Source organism: Variovorax sp. RCC_210, assembly GCF_041355175.1.
GTDB lineage: Bacteria > Pseudomonadota > Gammaproteobacteria > Burkholderiales > Burkholderiaceae_C > Variovorax.
Genome location: NZ_JBFUPJ010000013.1, coordinates 33,525 through 51,383, shown reverse-complemented (window position 1 = coordinate 51,383; position 17,859 = coordinate 33,525). Strand labels below are relative to the sequence as shown.

Here is a 17,859-nt window from a genome sequence, read left to right as displayed (position 1 = left end):
CCATGTCCACAGATATCGAATTTGCCGACGACGACCAGGCGTTCGTCAACTCCCAGCAGTTCCAGGACATCAAGAGCTGGACGCATGACCATCTGCTGAGCCGCATCGAGGAACTCGGCGCGGAGTTCGGCCGCTGGTCGCGTGCGTCCATCCAGCAGTTCGTCGAGCTCGAGGTCGACAGCTTCGTGCGCCTGCGCCGCGTGCCGATCAACGACCGCGAGATGCAGCTCATCTCCGATGCGCTGACGAAGGAGCTCGCGGGCTTCGGGCCGCTGGAAGACCTGCTGAACGATCCGGCTGTGGAAGACATCCTGATCAACGGCTACCAGAACGTGTACGTGTCTCGCCACGGCATGCTCGAGCGCGAGACGGTGCGCTTCGCCGATTCGGAGCATGTGATGCGCATCGTGCGCCGCATCCTCGCGCCGCTCGGCCGCCGGCTCGACGAGTCGAATCCGATGGTCGATGCACGCCTGCCCGATGGCGGGCGCATCAACGTGATCATCGAGCCGCTGGCCATCGACGGCCTGTCGGTGTCGATCCGCAAGTTCCGCAAGGAGCCGCTCACGCCGGCCGACCTGGTGAAGCTCGGCACCTTCGATGCGAGCATGGCGCAGCTGCTCGAAATCGCGGTGCGTGCGCGCTGCAACATCCTGGTGAGCGGCGGCACCAGCTCGGGCAAGACCTCGCTGCTCAATGCGCTCGCCAGTTTCATCCCGGCGCGCGAACGCGTCATCACCATCGAGGACACGGCGGAGCTGTCGCTGGGCACCAGCCACGTCGTGCGCCTGGAAAGCCGCCCCGGCGGCTTCGACGGCACGGGCGTGGTGTCGATCCGCGACCTGTTGCGCAACAGCCTGCGCATGCGCCCCGACCGGATCGTGGTGGGCGAAGTGCGCGGCGCCGAAGTCATCGAGATGATGCAGGCCATGAACACGGGCCACGAAGGCTCAATGGGCACCATCCACGCGAGTTCGCCACGTGAATGCCTCTATCGGCTGGAGATGCTCGCGGGCTTTGCGGGCTACCAGGGCAGCGAAGTGAGCCTGCGTCGGCAGATTGCCAATGCCATCGATTTCATCGTGCAGATCGGGCGGCTGTCGAACGGACAGCGCCGCATCATTTCGCTGAGCGAAGTGACGGGCGTGAACGACAACGTGGTCGCGATGCAGGAGCTGTACCGCTACGAACCCGTCGCATCGCCTGACGGTGAAGAGCGCGACCGGTGGGTGTCGCTGGGCATTGCACCTCACTCGCCGAAGATCACGCGGTTCAGGCAGTCGCTGGCGCGCGCGCAGCAGGGGGACGGCCGTGCGTGAAGGGCTGCTCGTCGTCTTTTGCATCGCGCTGCTGTTCGCGGCGGGTGGGCTGCTGCTGTGGCAATGGGCGAAAGCGCGACAGGCACGGCAGGCAACGGAGCGGCATCTGAACCAGCAGATTCTGGCCAGTGCAGCAGGATCAGCGGCGGCACCGTCGTTATCGCGAGAGATGCCAGGCGAGGGCTTTGTCGCCGGCGTGATGAAAGACCCATGGCTTGAAGGCGAGGCCAGCGCGGCCGCAAAAGCCATACCCACCGGACTTTTGGAACGAGCCTTGCCCGACCGGCTGGCCGGTGTGATCGAACCGCGCTCAGCCGCCCTGGCCATCGGCGCCATCTTGGCGCTTGCGTCGCTGGCCGGCCTTTTTGGTGGTTGGTTGGCCGCGCTGAGTGCGCTGTGCGCACTGGTGCTAGCCGCCGCCTTCGTCGTGTGGCTGAAGCTGCAGAAGTTCCGCCGAAAGCTGGTCAGCCAACTGCCCGCCTACATCGACGCAATGGTGCGGCTGATCACGATCGGCAACTCCACCCAGGCGGCATTCCAACTGGCGATTGCCACCACGGCCGCGCCGCTGCGCGGTCAACTCGAACGCTCCGCATCGCTGGTTCGCGCAGGCGTGGATCTGGACCGAGCGCTCCATCAAACGGCCAGCAATGTGCGCGTCGAAGAAATGTTCCTTCTCGCGTCGATTCTCGGTCTCGGCGTGCGCTACGGCGGCCGCGCCGACCTGCTGCTGGAGCGAGTGGGCAACTTCATGCGCGACCGCGAGCAAGCCGAGCATGAGCTGATTGCAATGTCCTCGGAGACCCGGCTCTCGGCGTGGATCCTGGGGCTGATGCCAGTGGGCGTCGGCGCGTTCTTCATCGTCACCAACCCCAGCTATTTCATGGGAATGTGGAACGACGACACCGGTCGCAATATGGTCCTTTTTGCGGCAGGTTTTCAATTGTTCGGCGCCGCACTTCTCTACCGCCTGGCGAGATTGACATGACACTCACGTCCAATCAACTGGCAGCCCTGAGCCTTGTCCTTCTTGCGTTGGGCTTGATGGCAGGCGCGGGCGCGCTGATAGCAGCCGAGTTCCGGCGCGCGCGCAGCGGCAAGGTCATTGGCCGTGCAATTGACCAGGTCGTGTCGGCAAAGACGTCCACTGTTGCCAGCGACGAGCCGATCCCCATGAAATCGGATGTGGAACTCCCCTTCCATTGGCTCGACTCCCGGTTTGGCCGCGCGTTGGTCGCAGACGAAGACCGCAACCTCATCGACCAGTGCGGGCTCCCCTCGAAGCGCACGCAGCTGATCTTTTTGGTGACTCGTGTCCTGTTCGCTTTCCTGCTTCCTTCCATCGCCTACGCGGCGTGGAGCGAAGGGCATCCGCAACGCACCGTGGTCATGGTTTTGGCCGCCGCATTTGTGATCGGCTTCATGGCACCCAAGTGGGTACTCGGTCGCTTCGCTGCAGCACGCAGAGAGCGCGCAGCCCAGGAACTGCCACTGTTCATCGACCTGCTGCGCCTGCTGCAGGGTGTCGGTCTCAGCCTGGACCAGAGCCTTCAAATTATGTCCAGCGACTTCTCACACGTTTTGCGTGTCCTGGGCTACGAGCTTTCGCTGGCCAACGCCCAATACAGCCAGGGTCGTAGCCGCGAACACTCTTTGCAACGACTCGCCACGCTGCACAAGAACGAAAACCTCAACGGCCTCGTGTCGCTGCTGGTCCAAGTCGACAAGCACGGCGGTGCAGTCCAGGAGCCGCTGCGCGTCTTCAGCGATCGCCTTCGTGAACACCGACGCTCCGAGATGAAGGAGCGCATCGGGAAGATCACCGTGAAGATGACCGCGGTCATGGTCAGCACGTTGCTGCCGGCACTCATCATCGTCACGGCGGGACCTGCTTTTCTTTCCGTCTTCCGCTCACTGGGAATCGCAGCCAAATGAAAAACTTCACTGCTTGCGCGACCGAACGCCGGGCGCTTCTCATCGTTGCTTCCGCGTGCGTGGCGAGCGCCGCCCTGTTCATCTCGGGCTGTGCCAGCGTCAAGGACCAATATGCAGCCAGCGCCGACGCGCAACAGCGCATGGCCGCCGACGCAGCAGCGGACACAAAGGCAGGAGCGGCCGTCGACACCCAGGCCACGTACCTGCGGCTCGTGGAGCAGATGCAGCAGGAAGCGCTTTGGTTTGCTTCGCTCGCGCATATCGATGCCCTCGAACAGCGTTGGGGCGTGTCTCCGGATTCGACGCGCGTGCGCGCAGAAGCGCTGCGCCAGACAGGCCAGGCCACCGCGGCGGAAGCTGCGTACAAGCGCCTGATCGGCACGCCGCTGGAAAGCTCTGGTTACCGAGGCCTGGGGCTGCTGGCAGGAATGCGCGGTGACTACGCAGAAGCAGCACGCAACCTTTCGCAGGCGCAACGTCGTACCCCGACCGATCCACTGCTGCTCAGCGACCTGGGCTATGCGAACCTGCGCGCTGGCCTGGTCGAGGAGGCACGGTTGCCGCTCATGCAGGCGCTGCAGCTCAAACCCGACAGTGCGCAGGCACAGGCCAACCTCGCGCTCTATCTGGAGGTGACCCAGCAACGCGAGCAAGCAGCGGCACTGATGAACGCAAATCGCATGTCCGAAGCCACTCGCCTCGCGATACGCGATGCGGCGCAGCAGATTCGCCTGCAAGGCCGGCCGGCCGCTCCTGTTGCCGCCGCAGCACCTGCTGGTTCGCCCGCATCAGGCCGCGACGAACCGATCGTTTCGCCCCTCACGCTCAAGCCGTCCCGATGGTCTGAAACCATCAGCATCAGGACTGCCAGCCAGACTGGTTCATCAAACTTGTCCGCGGACCCACCTCTTTCATTGAACTCGACCTCACGAGGTATCCCATGAGCAAAAAATTTTGGGGCGCGCGCTCGATGCTGCCCGTCAGCGCCCTGACCACAGTGCTTCTGCTCGCCACGACAAGCGCCGCTGCACAGGTGCAACAGAAGGCCAGCGAGCCGGACGCCAAGGCCATCGCGACGGCGCAGCCGCCTGAGGTGTTGAGCAGAACCGTTGACTCGGAAATGCAATCCGGCGAATTGGAAGAGTTCGACTCGGAACCGCTTCGGGTCGGCGATGCCACGCAGAGTTTGCTTGCATGGCAACGCAGTGGCGAGATTGCCTCAGCGTCGCCGCGTCCCATCGCGGGCACTGTCGCCAATCGGAGCTACGAGCGCTATCTCAAAAGCTTCGAATTTGCGATTCCGGAGCACCTCGGCTCAACAGTGACGAAGTCCAATGGCGGCGCAGGCGGTACTTCTTCCGGGTCTCGCTAACTGCGCAAGCCCCGCCCTATCGCGAACCGAATGCCACACATGCGCAAGCCCGTGAGTCACCGGCGCCGCCAACGCGGCGTCTATGCGATCGAGTTCGCGTTCGTGTTCGTCATTGTTTTCACGCTGCTCTATGCAGTCATTTGCTATGGGTTTCTGCTGACGGCACGCCTGGGCTTGCAAAACGCGGCCGAAGAAGGCGCAAGGGCCGGGCTCAGGTATCAGGTCAATCTCGCCGCCAAGAAAACAGAAGCTGGAAACGTTGCCATCCAACGCGCGTCCTGGTTGCCCGACGCAATGAAAAAAAACCTGAGCGTCCAGGCCACGGTGTGCATGGCCGGTGAGGACGACTGCCTGAAATCGGCCACGTGCGGACAAGAGTGGAGTCGTCGTTGCCAGATGGTTGTGACCGTGACTGTGAATGACATCGGAAAGCTGCTGCCCCCCTTTCCCAGCTTTGCTCTACCCGATCAAATTTCGGGCAAGGCAAACATGCTGCTTGATGGGAGAGCACTTTGAAACCAGTTCGCATCATCAGAGCTTGCGCCCCAATTTCATCGCTCCAACGGGGAACAGCGGCAATTGAATTTGCCCTTGTTTTCAGCGTTTTATTTCTTGCGATCTACGGACTCATCACATTCGGTGGCGTGCTTTATGTACAGCAAGTCGTCGCACGGGCGGCGGAGGACGGGGCGAGGGCTGCACAACTCGCTCAACCCAATACCACACCGGAAGAACTCCGAGCGAATGTCTTGAGCGCGGTTTATCGGTCGCTCGCCCTCTCGTCAATTACACCTGCTTCAGCAGGCGCCACCAACTCATCCAAAGAAATATGGATTCGGGCAAAAATGCTCGAAGCACCGCCGGAGGTGGTTATTTCGCTCGGGAAGGTTGCCGTCAGAGTGAGCTACCCCTACAAAGCCAATCCGTTGTTGCCTCCGTTGCCGCTCACCGGTACTTGGATGCCAGAGCGTCTTTTCGGCAAAGCCACGGCAGCTACAGCCTCCTGAGCCAACAATGCGCTTATCTATTCAATCGTCCGCAAGACGACAAGTCGGATCAGTGGTGATCAACGCAGCCATTGCGCTGTCGCTCGTGGTGATCACCTTGATTGGTACCGAACTAGGCTACCTTTTCTATTTGAAACGGGAGTTTCAGAAGACCGCCGATCTCGCAGCGCTGGCAGGAGCGCAATCGATCACAACTTCAAGTTGCACGGACGCGACCAGCGCAGCCATTTCCAATGCCTCTCAAAATCTTCCCGTGGGATTTGCATTGACGGCGCAGGATATAACTTGCGGGCGATGGGATCCGGATCCTGCCAAGCCGGTACTGCCAAAACACTTTTCTGCCGGGGCACAGCCCTTCAATTCGGTTCTGGTCTCGCTCAGAAGAACGCCCCCGCTTCTTCTTCCCCAGATCCCCGGCAATTCCGGCCGTGAGATCACAGTAGAGGCCCTGGGGGCAGTGGCAGAGCCGGCTGCCGCCTTTTCTGTTGGCGCGCAACTGCTTCGCACTGATGGCAATTCGCCGCTCGGAAAAGTGCTTCAAGCCGTCGGCGTCGACATCACAAAACTGACGGTGCTGGACTCGGCGGGTCTCGCCGATGTGAAGATCACACCGGCGGGACTGCTGGAGGGGCTGGGACTTGACGTCGTCCTCGACGCCGGCGTGCTGACACCAACTGGCCTTGCGAAAATTCCAGAGGTTTCGGTCGGTCAGATCCTGACTGTTGCATTGAAAGCAGTCTCCGGAGATGCAGTGCTGACTGCATCGCTGACGGCGCTCAAAAACGAACTCGTCAACGTCGGCCTGGACAAAGTCACCTTGAATGTGCTGGCGCCGGATACGGGCGGCAACGGCCTCCTGACCGTGAAAGCACCCGACAGCACCAACGCTGCGGCGCTGCAGACTCAGATCGACCTGGGAAGCATCCTGCGCACCACCATCGGAATCGCGACTTCGAGCAAACGCGGTGTCGTCATACCTGGCTTGAATCTCCTGGGTCTTGTGGACGTCCAGGCCGGGGTCGTAGAGCCGCCTTCCATCGGCATTGGCGGCGTAGGCACCAAGGCTTACAACGCACAGGTTCGCGTGTATATAGATGTCGACTCGAACAACCTTCTTGGAGGCGTCTTGAGTCCATTGATCAGCGGCCTTCTCGGCACGCGCGTGCACCTGCCGATCTACGTCGACGCCGTGAGCGGGTTGGGGCAGATCTCCCAACTCGATTGCCTTGCGAATCCGCAGACTGCAACCATTGACGTCACGTCCTACATCTTGAAAGCGTGCGTGGGCAAAGTAGACGATCCCACAGTCCGCTTTTCGACCAAGAACCTGTGCACCGATCCCGGCGTTCTGCAGCCGGAGCGGCTGATTCAGCTACTCAATCTTCCGGTGCCTGCGGCCACAACGCTGCAATTGGACGCGCTGACGCAAAAAGACACGCTGACCCTTGCCGTGGGAGAGACCAAGTCCAGCCAAGCCAACCAGCTTGCCATCGGCACGCTTGTTTCCAATCTCGTCAACGCGCTGCTCAGCACGTTGAACCAGCTCCTCAACCCGTCCTCGGGCCCCTCCTCCAGCGACAGGGCCAACGCGTTGGCCGACTCGTATCTCAACGCCACGAAGAACGCGAGCGGTTTTTATGATGCGGACAAGGTGGTGGCGCTCCTCAAGAACGGCAGTCCCACTTCGCCAAGCCTCGGCGATTGGAATCGGACCGTAACTGTTCAAGACCCGTTGCTAGGCCTGTTCCCTGTGAACAAGACGATGTTGGTGTGGGACGTGCTGACGCTCCAAACCACGCCCTCGGGCGGTCTCCTGGGGCTGATTGGCCTTGGCCAGTCTTGCGCTGGCCTGCTTCAGCAGCTTCTGGCTTGGAACAGTTGCGTCAAGAGCAAGGTGGTTGACGCACTCAACTCTGCGCCCGCAGGTGTCGTCAACAATGCCGCCAGTCAACTGCCGGGAAGCACGACCTCGGGCAGCGGCGGAAATGCCGGACTTCTGCAAGCGCTCCTCAGCCCGGTTGTCGCGATCCTGAAACCCATCCTCGATGGCGTCGGTGTGCTGCTGTCGACGACGTTGAGCAACGTCCTGGGCATCGAACTTGGGCGCACCGACGTGAAGCTGAACGCGCTTCAATGCAGCCGCGCACAGCTGGTTTATTGAACACTCATCTCTGATACCGGTTCTCAGTTTCAATGACCTCCCCCCCCAACTTCGACGAACTCGACCTCTTTGTCTACGAAGGCAAAGCCGACATCCTCGACCGCATCGCGCGGTGCATGGCGAGCTTCGACGTCGAGGTGATCCGGGCCGACGGGCTCGCGACGCCCGAGCCTGAGCGCGGTGTTGCGCTGCGGCCTTGCGTCGCGGTGATCAGCGTCACCGTCATCGACGGCGGCGGGCTCGCGCAGGCGAGCGAGCGGCTGCAGGGCATGCCGGTGATCTGGGTGGCAGCAGGCTCGCGCGAGCGCGACTCGCGCACCTATCCGCCCGAGTACCTGCACGTGCTGCCCTACGACTTCACCTGCGCCGAGCTGCGCACGATGGTCGCGAAGCTGGTGCGCCAGCTGCGCGCGCGCGACGTGGCGCCGCAGGCGCCCGATGTGCTGGTCGCGCATTCCGAGGCGATGAAGTCGCTGCTGGCCGAAGTGGGCGCTTTCGCCGACTGCAACCACAGCGTGCTGGTGCGCGGCGAAACGGGGGTGGGCAAGGAGCGCATCGCGCAGCAGCTGCACCTGGGCCACCAGCACTACAGCAAGGGGGCGTTCGTGGCGGTGAACTGCGGCGCGATCCCCGACGGACTTTTCGAATCGCTGTTCTTTGGCCACACGAAGGGCTCGTTCACGGGTGCGGTGCACGCGCACCGCGGCTACTTCGAGCAGGCCACGGGGGGCACGCTGTTCCTCGACGAAATCGGCGACCTGCCGCGCTACCAGCAGGTGAAGCTGCTGCGCGTGCTGGAAGACAACGCGGTGACGCGGCTGGGTGCGACGGCGCCGCTGCGCGTCGACTTCCGGCTGGTGGCGGCCACCAACCGCAACCTGCGCGAGATGGTGGCCAGCGGCGAATTCCGCGCCGACCTGTTCTACCGGCTGGCGGTGATCGAGCTGCACGTGCCCAGCCTCGAAGAGCGCGGCGAGGTCGACAAGATCGCGATCTTCAAGGCGCTGCTGAGCAACGTGCTCGGCGACGCGCTGGAAGCGCTCGGCGAAACGCCGCACTGGCTGAGCGACGCGGTGGCGGAGACCTACTTTCCGGGCAACGTGCGCCAGCTGCGCAACCTCGCGGAGCGCGTGGGCGTGATCGCGCGGCAGCTGCACAGCTGGGACCAGAACCTGATCCAGCGGGCGATCGCGCTCACGCGCGGCACGCCGGCGCCTTCCATTTCGGCGGAGCGCAATGGCGCGGGCGGCGGTGGTGTCTCGCTCGACGGCTCCAGCGAGCGCAAGGGCTGGAACAGCAGCGAGCGCAACCGCATCATCGCGGCGCTGGAAATCAACGACTGGAAGCGCCAGGACACGGCGCAGCACCTGGGCATCAGCCGCAAGGTGCTGTGGGAAAAGATGCGAAAGTACCAGATCCTCGACGGCGAACCCGGTATCCCCGAAGACGCTAGCTAGGCTCGCCCCCAGGCAGGCTGCGCGCACTTCGTGTCGCTTCTCCTTCCCCCTACCGGGGGCGACACCTGAGGCCCGGCGAAGCCGGTTCCTCGGTGTCTCTGGAATTGGCTTCGCTTCGCTTGCCGCGGGTCAGGGGCTGGTTGGTCAGGGGATCGACAGGCGTTGCGACTTGCGCAGCGGCGGGTTGGCGGTGGCCACGCCCATTGCGCGTTCTGCCACGGGCTCGCTCGCGCATGTGGTGTTGCTCGAGATGCACAGGGTGCCCAGCAATCCGTCTTCGGTCAGCACCTGGCGTCGTGGGGCGCCGAAGAGGCGGTCGATCCAGCCGTTGAGGCCGGCGGGGTCCACGCGCAGTTCGCCGGTGGTGCGTGCCAGGCGCAACTCGGAGATGCGCAGGTCGAACACGCCGTCGATGTAGTCGAACAGCAGGGTGTAGTAGTCGAGCTGCGCGTCGAGCACCTTGGGCAGGGTCTCGCGGCCGAACTCCATGAGGCGACGCCGGCCGCGAAAGGCCTGGCCCGAGGTGCTGACGGCTTCCATCAGCTGCCGCTCGCGCTCGCGGCCGGACACGGTGCGCGCCCACGAGGCGGAGGTGAGCTCGAACAGGTTGAGCTTCACGCCCTCGAGCTTGGCCTCCTGGTTGGCGATTTCCGTGAGCGCGCTCTTCAGGCGCAGCTGCCGGTCGAAGCCGTTGCCGAAGTTCCAGTTGAGCTCGAAGGCGGCGCGCGTGGGGTCCTGCGGGGACACGCCGCGCGGGTCCTTGCTCTTCACCAGCACGGCGTCCAGCGTGGGGTAGAGGCTGGCGTCCTGCTGGTCGGCCAAGGCCCTGGCGCGCTCGATGCGGCCTTGCGCTTCGGCGATCTCGGTGCTGCGCGCCTCGGCGCGTCGCAGCGCTTCTTCCTGCGACGAGATGCGCCACTGCTGCGGCGCGGCGAGCACGGGCAGCGACTCGGGGTTGGGCGTGAACTTGAAGTAGTTGCGGAACTTGGCGATGGCCTCGTCGCGCTGCGCCGCAAAGTCCGACTCGCGCGCGGCCACCAGGGCGCGCCGCGAGGCGGCCATGTTCAGGTCGTTGTCGCCGGTCACGCCCAGTGCCACGCGGCGGGCCTCGGCCTTCGACAGCTCGGCCACCACCTCGGTGGCGCGCGCGGCGATCTGCTTCTTCAGGTCGAAGCGCTGCACCTGCAGGTAGGCGGTGAGCGCGTCCAGCACCACCTTCTGCGAGGTGGTGACGACGGCTTCGTCGTCGGCCTGGTTGCCGGCCTCGGCGGCGCGCTGCGCGGCGTTCATGGCGCCGCCGTCGAGCAGGCTCACGCGGGCCTCGGCGGTGAGCACGGTGTAGCCCTGCGTCTTGGCATTCTCGGCACCGCTGTTGTAGTTGCCCGAAGAAGTGCCGAGCTTGAAGCGCGGGTAGCGCGCCTGCTTGGCGGCGTCCACGCTGTAGCTGCTGGTGTTGGCGGCGGCCTGCGCGGTCAGCACCTCGGGGTAGTCCTGCGACAGCACGACCAGCGCCTGCTTCACCTGCTGGGTGTAGGTGCTGGCACCGAGCGACGGCGGGCTCAGGCGGCGCGCCGGCGCAAGCACGAGCGGCGGGCCGCCGTCTTGCGATGCGACCTCTTCACGCGCCTCCTGTACCTGCCGCGCTTCCTGCGCGAAGGCCGTGGGCGGCAGCGCAAAGCTCACGCACAGCGCTGCGCAGACAACACCGGAGCCCGTGCGGCGCCGGTCGAACGGAATGCGTGGCTTCATGGTTCGCGGAAGGCTTCGCGCCGCAGCTTGAGCACGGGTCGCAGGATGTACCAGATGAACGGATCGGTGCCCACGCGCAGGTCCACCTCCGACTCCATGCCCGCGGTGATGCGGTTCTCGTCGCGCCCCACGTGCGACTGCGACATGCTGATGAGCAGCCGGTAGTACGGCGCGCCGCTCGAAATGGCGGGGTCGCGGTCGGCGTCGGCGGCCACCAGCTTCACCTTGCCGTCCACCGCGCCGTAGCGCAGGTAGTCGTACGCGGTGATCTTCACTCGCGCCTGCTGCCCCACCTCGATGAAGCCGCGGTCGTTCGGGTTGAGCCGCGCCTCGACCATGATCTCGTCCTCGTCGGGCACCACTTCGAGAATGGCCTCGCCCGGCTTCACGACCCAGCCCGGGCTGGAGTTGCGCAGGCCCTTGACGATGCCGTCCGACGGCGCCTTCACCACGGTGCGCGAACGCTGGGTGCGCGCGCGCGCCAGGTCTTCGCTCAGGCTGGCGAACTGGCGCTCCACGGTGGCCAGCTCGTCCGATGCGCGGCGGCGGTAGCGGCCTTCGGCCTCGGCCATCTTGGCCTGCGACTCGGTGATGGCGGCGTTGGCCGAGATGACGCCCTGGCGCGCCACGGCGAGTTCGCTGCGCACGCCTTCGGCCTGTCGGCGCTTCTCGAGCACCTCGACCTGACCGACCAGCTTTTCGCTGAGCAGCTGCTCCGAAATTTCGAGCTCCTTCTGCATCAGCGCGAGCCGGTCGCCCAGGCCCTTGACCTTGGCCTCCTGCTCCAGCTTCTTGCTGCGCGCCTGCTCCAGGCCCGACACGGCACCGGCCATCACGCCGCGCTGCTCGAGCGCGCGCGCCTGGTAGGCGCCGCTCTCGCCCTCGAACACGTCCTTGTCGATGTCGGTGGCAAACGAGGCGCGGCTGAGCGGCTGGCCCCGGCTCTCGGCCATGAGGCGCACGCGCGTGGCCTGCGTGGCCGAGTAGCGGGCCGTCAGCTCCTCGAGGTTGAGGCCGCTGCCGCCCAGGTCGATCTCCACCAGCGACTGCCCGGCCTTCACCTTCTCGCCTTCTTTCACGAGCACGTTGCTGACGATGCCCCCTTCCAGATGCTGGATGGACTTGACGCGGTCCGACGGAATCACGCGGCCGGGCGCGACCACCACGGTCTCCATGGGAAAGCCCAGGCCGACGAGCGCCAGCACGCCCACGAGGCCGCCGACGATCCACTGCCGGCGCCGCCCCTGCGGCGAGTTGCGGGCCGCGCGCCTTTCGTTCTCGTCCTGAAGAATCTGCGGCAGGTCTGATTTCAAGTCGGGTCCCCGATCACTACGCGTCATGTACGGCCGGCGTCAGGCCATCGAGCGGGAGGCCGCGGCCCCCGCGCCGTCTTCCGAATCGCCCACGGCCACCAGCGGCTTGCGCACGCCGAACAGCTTGGGCACCATCTCCGCGGCCGAGCCCTGCTCCACATTGCCCTGGCCGGTGACGTGGTAGACCACGCTGGCCGCCGAGACGATGCGCAGCGAGTGCGTGACCACCACCACCGTGCGCACCTTGGCCACCGCGAGCAGCGTGGCCAGCAGGTTGCGCTCGCTTTGAAAGTCCAGGTCGTTGCTGGGCTCGTCGAGCACCAGCACCGAAGGCTTGCGCAGGAAGCTCATGGCCAGCGCGAGCTTGCGCCGCTCGCCCACCGACACGCCGGTGCCGCCCTCGCCCACGCGCGTGCGGTAGCCGTCGGGCAGGCGCGACAGGAAGTCGTGCGCGCCCGAGAGCTTGCAGGCCGCCACGATCTGCTCGTCGCTCTGGCCCGGCGCGCCGCGGCGCATCACGTCGATGAGCGGGCCGCCGAACCAGTACACCTCCTGCGAGAGGTAGCTGATCCAGCGCGAGAGTTCTTCGCGCCCGAACTGCGACAGGTCGTACTCGCCGATGCTGATGGTGCCGCGCGTGGGCTCGTACAGCCCCGACAGCAGCTTCACCAGCGTCGACTTGCCCGCGCCGTTGCGCCCGACGATCACGTGCAGGCCGCCGGGGCCGATATCGAGGTCGACGTTTTCCAGCACCGGCTGCTGCGCGGTCTCGCTGAAGCTGAAGCTCACGTCCTTGAAGGTGATGCGGCCCAACGGCTGCGGCAGCGTCATGCCGGTGGGCGGCTTTTCGACCGGCTCGCCCAGCACGGTCTCCAGGCGCTGCGCGGCTTCCTTCGCGGTGGCCAGCGAGCGCCAGTTCGACACCAGCCCGGCCACCGGCTGCAGCGCCTTCAGCGCGAGCATGTTGGAGGCGACCAGGCCGCCCACGGTCATCCATTGCTCCATGACCGAGATGGCGCCCACCGTCACCACCACCACCGAGAACACCGTGAGCAGCACGGTGGTGCCGTCGCGCGTGGTCTCGATCTGGCCGTTCTTGGTGAAGCTCTCGGTGAGCCAGGCGTTGTACGTCTGGCGCCACATCTCGATGGTGGGGCCGTCGTTGGACTGCGTCTTGAGCGTTTCGCGCGCGTTGCAGATCTCCGACGTCATGCGGTCGAGGCCGCGCCCGCGCTGCACTTCTTCCACGCGGCCGGAGCGCACCTCGTCGGCCCACCACCACGCCAGGAACGACATGATGGCCAGGAACAGCGCCACCACCGGCAGCACCGGCAGCGCGACGATGCCGATGACGATGAGCGCGAAGACGGCCATGGGCAGGTCGAAGATCGACTGCGCCAGCCCGCCGGTGACTGTGCCGCGCACCGAGCCCACGTCGCGGAAGTACAGCTGCCACGACGACGCGGGCCGCGCCTCGAGCGCGCGCAGCGGGCGCGAGAGCATCGAGTTGAGCAGCGCGCCCGACACGCCGTGGTCGATGATGGCGCCGGCATTGCGCAGCAGGCGCGAGCGCCGCGTGCGCAACCAGAACTCGATGCACAGGAAGAACAGGATGCCGCTCACCAGCGCGGCGAGCGTGGAGAAGCCGCTGCGCGAGAGCACGCGGTCATACACCTGCAGCAGGAAGATCGAAGGCAGCAGCCCGAACAGGCTGATGGGCAGCGAACGCCAGGCCGCGCTCTTCACGAGCGGGTACGCGTCGCGAAAGGCCGCGTTCAATGCACCCGCATACGGGCTGGCACCGGGCGCTTCGGGCGTGTCGGCGACCAGCTGGCTGGGCAAGAGGAACTTGATCATGGGAAAGGGCCGATCCGTCGGGCAATGACGCCTGCGTCATTATCAACTGTTACCCGATTGTTACAAGGCAAAAATTCACCCGATGTGCACATCAGCACACCGGTGTTTGCCCCTTCACCGGACCGGCCCGTTCCACTCGCTGCGGCCCGTGTGGCGCGGGGCTTCCCGTGGCCGCGCAACCGACCGCCTTCCCTGACCTGGACGCCTGCTTGACCTGGGGCAAACCCTCGGCGAACGCGAGCGCGATGTTGGCGCACAGCAGCATGCACACCACCCATGCGAACAGCAGCTGGAGCCAGCCGAGCCACCATCGGCGCGCGGACGGCTGCAGCGACTGGAGGGGTTGCAAGGGTTGCAGCGGCTGCAACGAGGCCGTGGCCTCGTGCTCGAAGTTCGGCTGCAGGAGCGCGTTCCATCTCATGGCAATGCTTTCAAAACCCGGGCGAGCCGGGACAGGCCGACGCCGGCGGAACTCTTCGCGAGCACCCAGTCGCCTGGCTGCAGGAGTCCGCCGAGCGCGGTCGACAAGTCGGACACATCGACGAACCAGTGCGAGCGCACCTTGGTGCGAATGCGCGCATGCAGCGCGCGCATCATCGGCCCGCACAGCAGCACGCGATCGGGTTGCGAGGCCAGCAGCTCGGCCTCCAGGTCGAGGTGATGGCGCTGCGCGGCGGGGCCCAGCTCCTGCATGTCGCCCAGGATGGCCACGCGGCGCGCGGGCTCGCAGGGCGCCTGCGACAGCAGCTCGAGCGCGGCGCGCATGGAGCTGGGGTTGGCGTCGTAGGTCTCGTCGATGAGCTTGAAGCTGCCGCCGCCGATGTGAATGGTGTGCAGCGCGCCGCGCCCGCCGGGCGGCTCGAAGTGCGCGAAGGGTTCCACCGCCGCGCCCAGCGGCAGGCGCAGGGCCTGCAGCGCCGCGAGCGCGGCGATGGCGCTGGCGCCCATGTGGCGCCCCGGTGCATTGAGCCGCAGCTGAAAGGGCTCGCCTGCCACCAGCGCCTGCACCTCGCCGTGGTCGAAGGCGAGCAGGCGCACGTCGGCCTCGGGGTGCTCGCCGTAGGTGAGCGTCTGCAGCTGCTGCTGCGCGGCCACTTCGGCGAAGGTCGCGAACTCGGGCATGTCGCGGTTCAGCACCACGGTGTCGCCCGGCGACATGGCCAGGAAGAAGCGGGCATCGAGCCGCGCGGCGGCTTCCGAAGGGCCGCGGTGTTTCTGCGACGCGGCCGACAGGCCCGTCACCACCATCAGCGAAGGCCGCACCAGCTGCGCCGACACCGGCATCTGCGAGCTGCCCAGCTCGAGCACCCAGTAGGCCGCATGGCGCGGCATGCAGGTCATGTTCCATGCAATGCCCGAGGGCATGCTGACGCTGCCTTCGGGCACGCCCACCTCGCCCCACACGGTGAGCGCGCTGGCGAGCATGGCGGCCACGGTGCCGCTGGCGGCGCCGCCTGCCGCGCCGTGGCCCACGCCGGCGCTGCTGCTGCTGTTGCCATTCGTCGCGCCGTTCACCGCACCGCTGCCCAGCACCGCGCACACGCGGCCCGTGAACTCGGCGCGCGCATGGTCGCCCAGCTCCAGCACCGCCTGCAGCACGTTGCCCACCTTGAGCACGGGCACGCGCTTGTCCAGGTGCGGCTTGGGGTCGGTGCACAGCACGGCCGCGGCCGGCTGCAGCACGCCCTTGAGCGTGACGGCGGCCAGCGCCGTCTTCGACGGCCGCGCCTGGTGGTCGAACACCACGCGGCCCTTGCGCATGTAAGAGCGCTGCGCCACGCCGGTGGCGCGCCAGCCGTCGTCGGGCTTGACCACCCACTCGCCGCCGGTGACGCGCGCCATTTCGCTCGCGGTCCAGGCGGCGCCGTCGTCGCGCGCGGCCGCGCCGGCACCGGTGGCGATGCCGCCCACGCTGTTCATGCCGGGCAGCGCGCGCCGCTCCAGCAGGTAGCGGTGGTACGCGGCAAAGCCCGACACGTACTGCTGCACGTCGTCGATGCGCACGCGGAATGAATGGTGGCGAACGAAGAACGAGCCCACCACGCTCGACGGCCGGCGGAAGTACATCGCGGTCTCGGGCCAGAAGAAGCCGTTGAGCAGGTAGTGCGCGCGGTAGTCCAGCGCGCGGTAGAACTTCTCGGTGTCCAGCTCGTCGAGCAGGTGCCGCATGGCGGGCATGCCTTCCAGGCGCTGCAGCATCTGCTGCGCGGCGAGCATGAGCTCCAGCAGCGTCGGAAAGGTGGTCTTGCGGTCGAGCACGAAGTCCAGGTAGCCCGCCACGTTCTGCAGCCCGAAGCGAAAGTACTTCTCCTGCGGGCTCCAGTGCGTGAGCTCGTTCACGCAGCAGCTCAGCCAGTGGTCGTGCGACTGCCAGTGCTGGCTGGCGATGAAATGGTCGAAGGCCCTTTCCACCACGGCCAGCCATTGCGGATCGCGCGTGAGGCCGTACAGGCGCATGAGCGCGAAGGCCGCCTCGCCGTCGTAGTAGATGATGCGCGAGGCCTGCTTCACCGCCAGGTCGCTCGCATGCAGCACGTGGTTGAAGCGGCCCGTGGCCGGGTCCTGCAACGAGACGATGCCCAGCGCGAGTTTTTCCAGCAGCGCCAGCCAGTGGCGCGTTTCCATCAGCTCGCAGTACTTCACCAGCGCGAGCACGCAGGCCGCGTTGCCGCCCAGCTTGATCTCGCCGCCGGTGTCGACCAGGTAGGACACCACGCGCCCGTCGGACAGCGTGTAGTCGCGGATCAGCGCGGTGGTGAGGTGGTCGAGCGCGCGCTCGATGGCAAAGCGCAAGGTCTCGTCGCGCGTGAGCTCCCAGGCCTCGAGCATGGCGTGCAGCGTGCTCGCGTGGCGCATGGCGTCGTAGGTCGGAATGCGGCGGTCGAAGCACGGAAAGTAGCCGTACACGAACAGGCCGTCGCTCTGCACCTGGCGCGCCAGGTAAGAAGCGCCGCTGCGCACCAGGTCGAGCACCGACTGCGGGTTGAGCGCGGGCAGCTGGCGCCGCCCCGCGTCGAGCCCCGTGCCGACCAGCTTGTGCACCACGCCGTCGGGCTGGCAGAACACGCCCACGGTGGCCAGCAGGTACACCGGGTGGTCAGCGGCCATCTCCAGCGGCGGCGTGCGCTCGAAGCGCGCCTGGCCGTACACCTCGAAGTTGCGCGGGTTCACCACCGAATGCGGAATGGTGGAGTCGCCGCTCAGCATGGCGTTGGCGTTGAGCTCCTGCTCGGTGAAGGCGAGCGCGAAGTCCTTGTCGAAAGCCAGGCCCAGGCGAAAGTAGTTGCGCTTGACAGCGGTGAGCTGGGTCTTGAACTGGGCCCAGTCCATCGGGCTCGCGCCCTCGACCCAGTCGATGCGCAGCCACGGCGAGACGATGCCGCGCTCGCGCACCCATTGCTCTACACGCTCGGCGCCTTCGCGCCAGGCGGTCTCGAAGTCGGCGGCGCGCGCGTGCACCACGTGGGCACGCTGCGAGCCGTCGCTGACGGAGAAGAACAGCGTGAACGCCGGGTACGGCGCCGGCAGTGCCGCGCACACGGACGCGAGGCGTTCGTGGCAGGCGTGGAGCTGGTCTGTGAAGGACATCATTCGGCCCCGATCGAGTGCGGGAAACCGTCCGCGCCCCTCATCTGCTCTCGCTTCGATGAGGTGGGCGCGGCGCGGAAACTGCCGTCGAAGTCATCGCG

At 66.0% G+C, this 17,859-nt stretch carries 14 protein-coding genes; 9 read left to right on the top strand and 5 right to left on the bottom strand.

The features are described from left to right. Positions 1 to 2 precede the first annotated feature (2 nt). From AB6807_RS28660 to AB6807_RS28620, 9 genes are read left to right on the top strand one after another with little or no spacing between them, the layout of a single operon-like run. On the top strand, positions 3 to 1,319 hold the full coding sequence (locus AB6807_RS28660; protein WP_116909430.1) for a CpaF family protein: 1,317 nt from the start codon (positions 3 to 5) through the stop codon (positions 1,317 to 1,319). Continuing rightward, on the top strand, positions 1,312 to 2,307 hold the full coding sequence (locus AB6807_RS28655; protein WP_371087221.1) for a type II secretion system F family protein: 996 nt from the start codon (positions 1,312 to 1,314) through the stop codon (positions 2,305 to 2,307). Before AB6807_RS28660 ends, AB6807_RS28655 begins: the two co-directional genes overlap by 8 nt. Further along, positions 2,304 to 3,254: a type II secretion system F family protein gene (locus tag AB6807_RS28650; RefSeq protein ID WP_371087220.1), complete on the top strand. Its 951-nt coding sequence runs from the start codon at positions 2,304 to 2,306 to the stop codon at positions 3,252 to 3,254. Before AB6807_RS28655 ends, AB6807_RS28650 begins: the two co-directional genes overlap by 4 nt. Then, complete coding sequence (locus tag AB6807_RS28645; RefSeq protein ID WP_371087219.1) at positions 3,251 to 4,198, top strand: hypothetical protein; 948 nt, start codon at positions 3,251 to 3,253, stop codon at positions 4,196 to 4,198. Before AB6807_RS28650 ends, AB6807_RS28645 begins: the two co-directional genes overlap by 4 nt. Beyond that, positions 4,195 to 4,626: a DUF3613 domain-containing protein gene (locus AB6807_RS28640; protein WP_371087218.1), complete on the top strand. Its 432-nt coding sequence runs from the start codon at positions 4,195 to 4,197 to the stop codon at positions 4,624 to 4,626. Before AB6807_RS28645 ends, AB6807_RS28640 begins: the two co-directional genes overlap by 4 nt. A gap of 39 nt (positions 4,627 to 4,665) precedes the next feature. Continuing rightward, the gene (locus tag AB6807_RS28635; protein WP_371087217.1) at positions 4,666 to 5,142 is read left to right on the top strand and encodes a TadE/TadG family type IV pilus assembly protein; all 477 of its coding nucleotides are present in this window, start codon (positions 4,666 to 4,668) and stop codon (positions 5,140 to 5,142) included. Next, positions 5,139 to 5,633 carry a TadE/TadG family type IV pilus assembly protein gene (locus AB6807_RS28630; RefSeq protein ID WP_371087216.1) on the top strand — a complete coding sequence of 165 codons (495 nt, stop codon included), beginning with the start codon at positions 5,139 to 5,141 and terminating at the stop codon, positions 5,631 to 5,633. The genes AB6807_RS28635 and AB6807_RS28630 overlap by 4 nt, the downstream gene beginning before the upstream one ends. 55 nt (positions 5,634 to 5,688) lie before the next feature. Next, positions 5,689 to 7,794 (top strand): TadG family pilus assembly protein, encoded by a 2,106-nt coding sequence (locus AB6807_RS28625; RefSeq protein ID WP_371087215.1) that lies wholly within the window; start codon positions 5,689 to 5,691, stop codon positions 7,792 to 7,794. Positions 7,795 to 7,826: 32 nt separating this feature from the next. Continuing rightward, entirely contained in the window at positions 7,827 to 9,251 is a 1,425-nt protein-coding gene (locus tag AB6807_RS28620) for a sigma 54-interacting transcriptional regulator (protein WP_371087214.1), read from the top strand. A gap of 144 nt (positions 9,252 to 9,395) precedes the next feature. Here AB6807_RS28620 and AB6807_RS28615 read toward each other — a convergent pair whose 3' ends face one another. From AB6807_RS28615 to AB6807_RS28595, 5 genes are all read right to left on the bottom strand, one after another. Next, the gene (locus AB6807_RS28615) at positions 9,396 to 11,000 is read right to left on the bottom strand and encodes a TolC family protein (RefSeq protein ID WP_371087213.1); all 1,605 of its coding nucleotides are present in this window, start codon (positions 10,998 to 11,000) and stop codon (positions 9,396 to 9,398) included. Further along, a complete protein-coding gene (locus AB6807_RS28610) occupies positions 10,997 to 12,313 on the bottom strand; it encodes an HlyD family type I secretion periplasmic adaptor subunit (protein WP_371087212.1) in 1,317 nt (438 codons plus the stop codon). Before AB6807_RS28610 ends, AB6807_RS28615 begins: the two co-directional genes overlap by 4 nt. A 39-nt stretch (positions 12,314 to 12,352) precedes the next feature. Next, positions 12,353 to 14,170, bottom strand: a complete 1,818-nt coding sequence (locus AB6807_RS28605; protein ID WP_116909440.1) for a peptidase domain-containing ABC transporter — start codon at positions 14,168 to 14,170, stop codon at positions 12,353 to 12,355. A 91-nt stretch (positions 14,171 to 14,261) separates the two neighbouring features. Beyond that, on the bottom strand, positions 14,262 to 14,591 hold the full coding sequence (locus tag AB6807_RS28600) for a hypothetical protein (RefSeq protein ID WP_371087211.1): 330 nt from the start codon (positions 14,589 to 14,591) through the stop codon (positions 14,262 to 14,264). Beyond that, on the bottom strand, positions 14,588 to 17,761 hold the full coding sequence (locus AB6807_RS28595; RefSeq protein WP_371087210.1) for a glutamate ligase domain-containing protein: 3,174 nt from the start codon (positions 17,759 to 17,761) through the stop codon (positions 14,588 to 14,590). The genes AB6807_RS28600 and AB6807_RS28595 overlap by 4 nt, the downstream gene beginning before the upstream one ends. Positions 17,762 to 17,859 lie beyond the last annotated feature (98 nt).

What these genes read in the sequence shown, in the direction of transcription:
- AB6807_RS28660 (WP_116909430.1), top strand. Translation starts at nt 3, where the DNA reads ATGTCCACAGATATCGAATTTGCCGACGACGACCAGGCGTTCGTCAAC.
- AB6807_RS28650 (WP_371087220.1), top strand. Translation starts at nt 2,304, where the DNA reads ATGACACTCACGTCCAATCAACTGGCAGCCCTGAGCCTTGTCCTTCTT.
- AB6807_RS28645 (WP_371087219.1), top strand. Translation starts at nt 3,251, where the DNA reads ATGAAAAACTTCACTGCTTGCGCGACCGAACGCCGGGCGCTTCTCATC.
- AB6807_RS28640 (WP_371087218.1), top strand. Translation starts at nt 4,195, where the DNA reads ATGAGCAAAAAATTTTGGGGCGCGCGCTCGATGCTGCCCGTCAGCGCC.
- AB6807_RS28635 (WP_371087217.1), top strand. Translation starts at nt 4,666, where the DNA reads ATGCGCAAGCCCGTGAGTCACCGGCGCCGCCAACGCGGCGTCTATGCG.
- AB6807_RS28620 (WP_371087214.1), top strand. Translation starts at nt 7,827, where the DNA reads ATGACCTCCCCCCCCAACTTCGACGAACTCGACCTCTTTGTCTACGAA.
- AB6807_RS28615 (WP_371087213.1), bottom strand. Translation starts at nt 11,000, where the DNA reads ATGAAGCCACGCATTCCGTTCGACCGGCGCCGCACGGGCTCCGGTGTT.
- AB6807_RS28605 (WP_116909440.1), bottom strand. Translation starts at nt 14,170, where the DNA reads ATGATCAAGTTCCTCTTGCCCAGCCAGCTGGTCGCCGACACGCCCGAA.
- AB6807_RS28600 (WP_371087211.1), bottom strand. Translation starts at nt 14,591, where the DNA reads ATGAGATGGAACGCGCTCCTGCAGCCGAACTTCGAGCACGAGGCCACG.
- AB6807_RS28595 (WP_371087210.1), bottom strand. Translation starts at nt 17,761, where the DNA reads ATGATGTCCTTCACAGACCAGCTCCACGCCTGCCACGAACGCCTCGCG.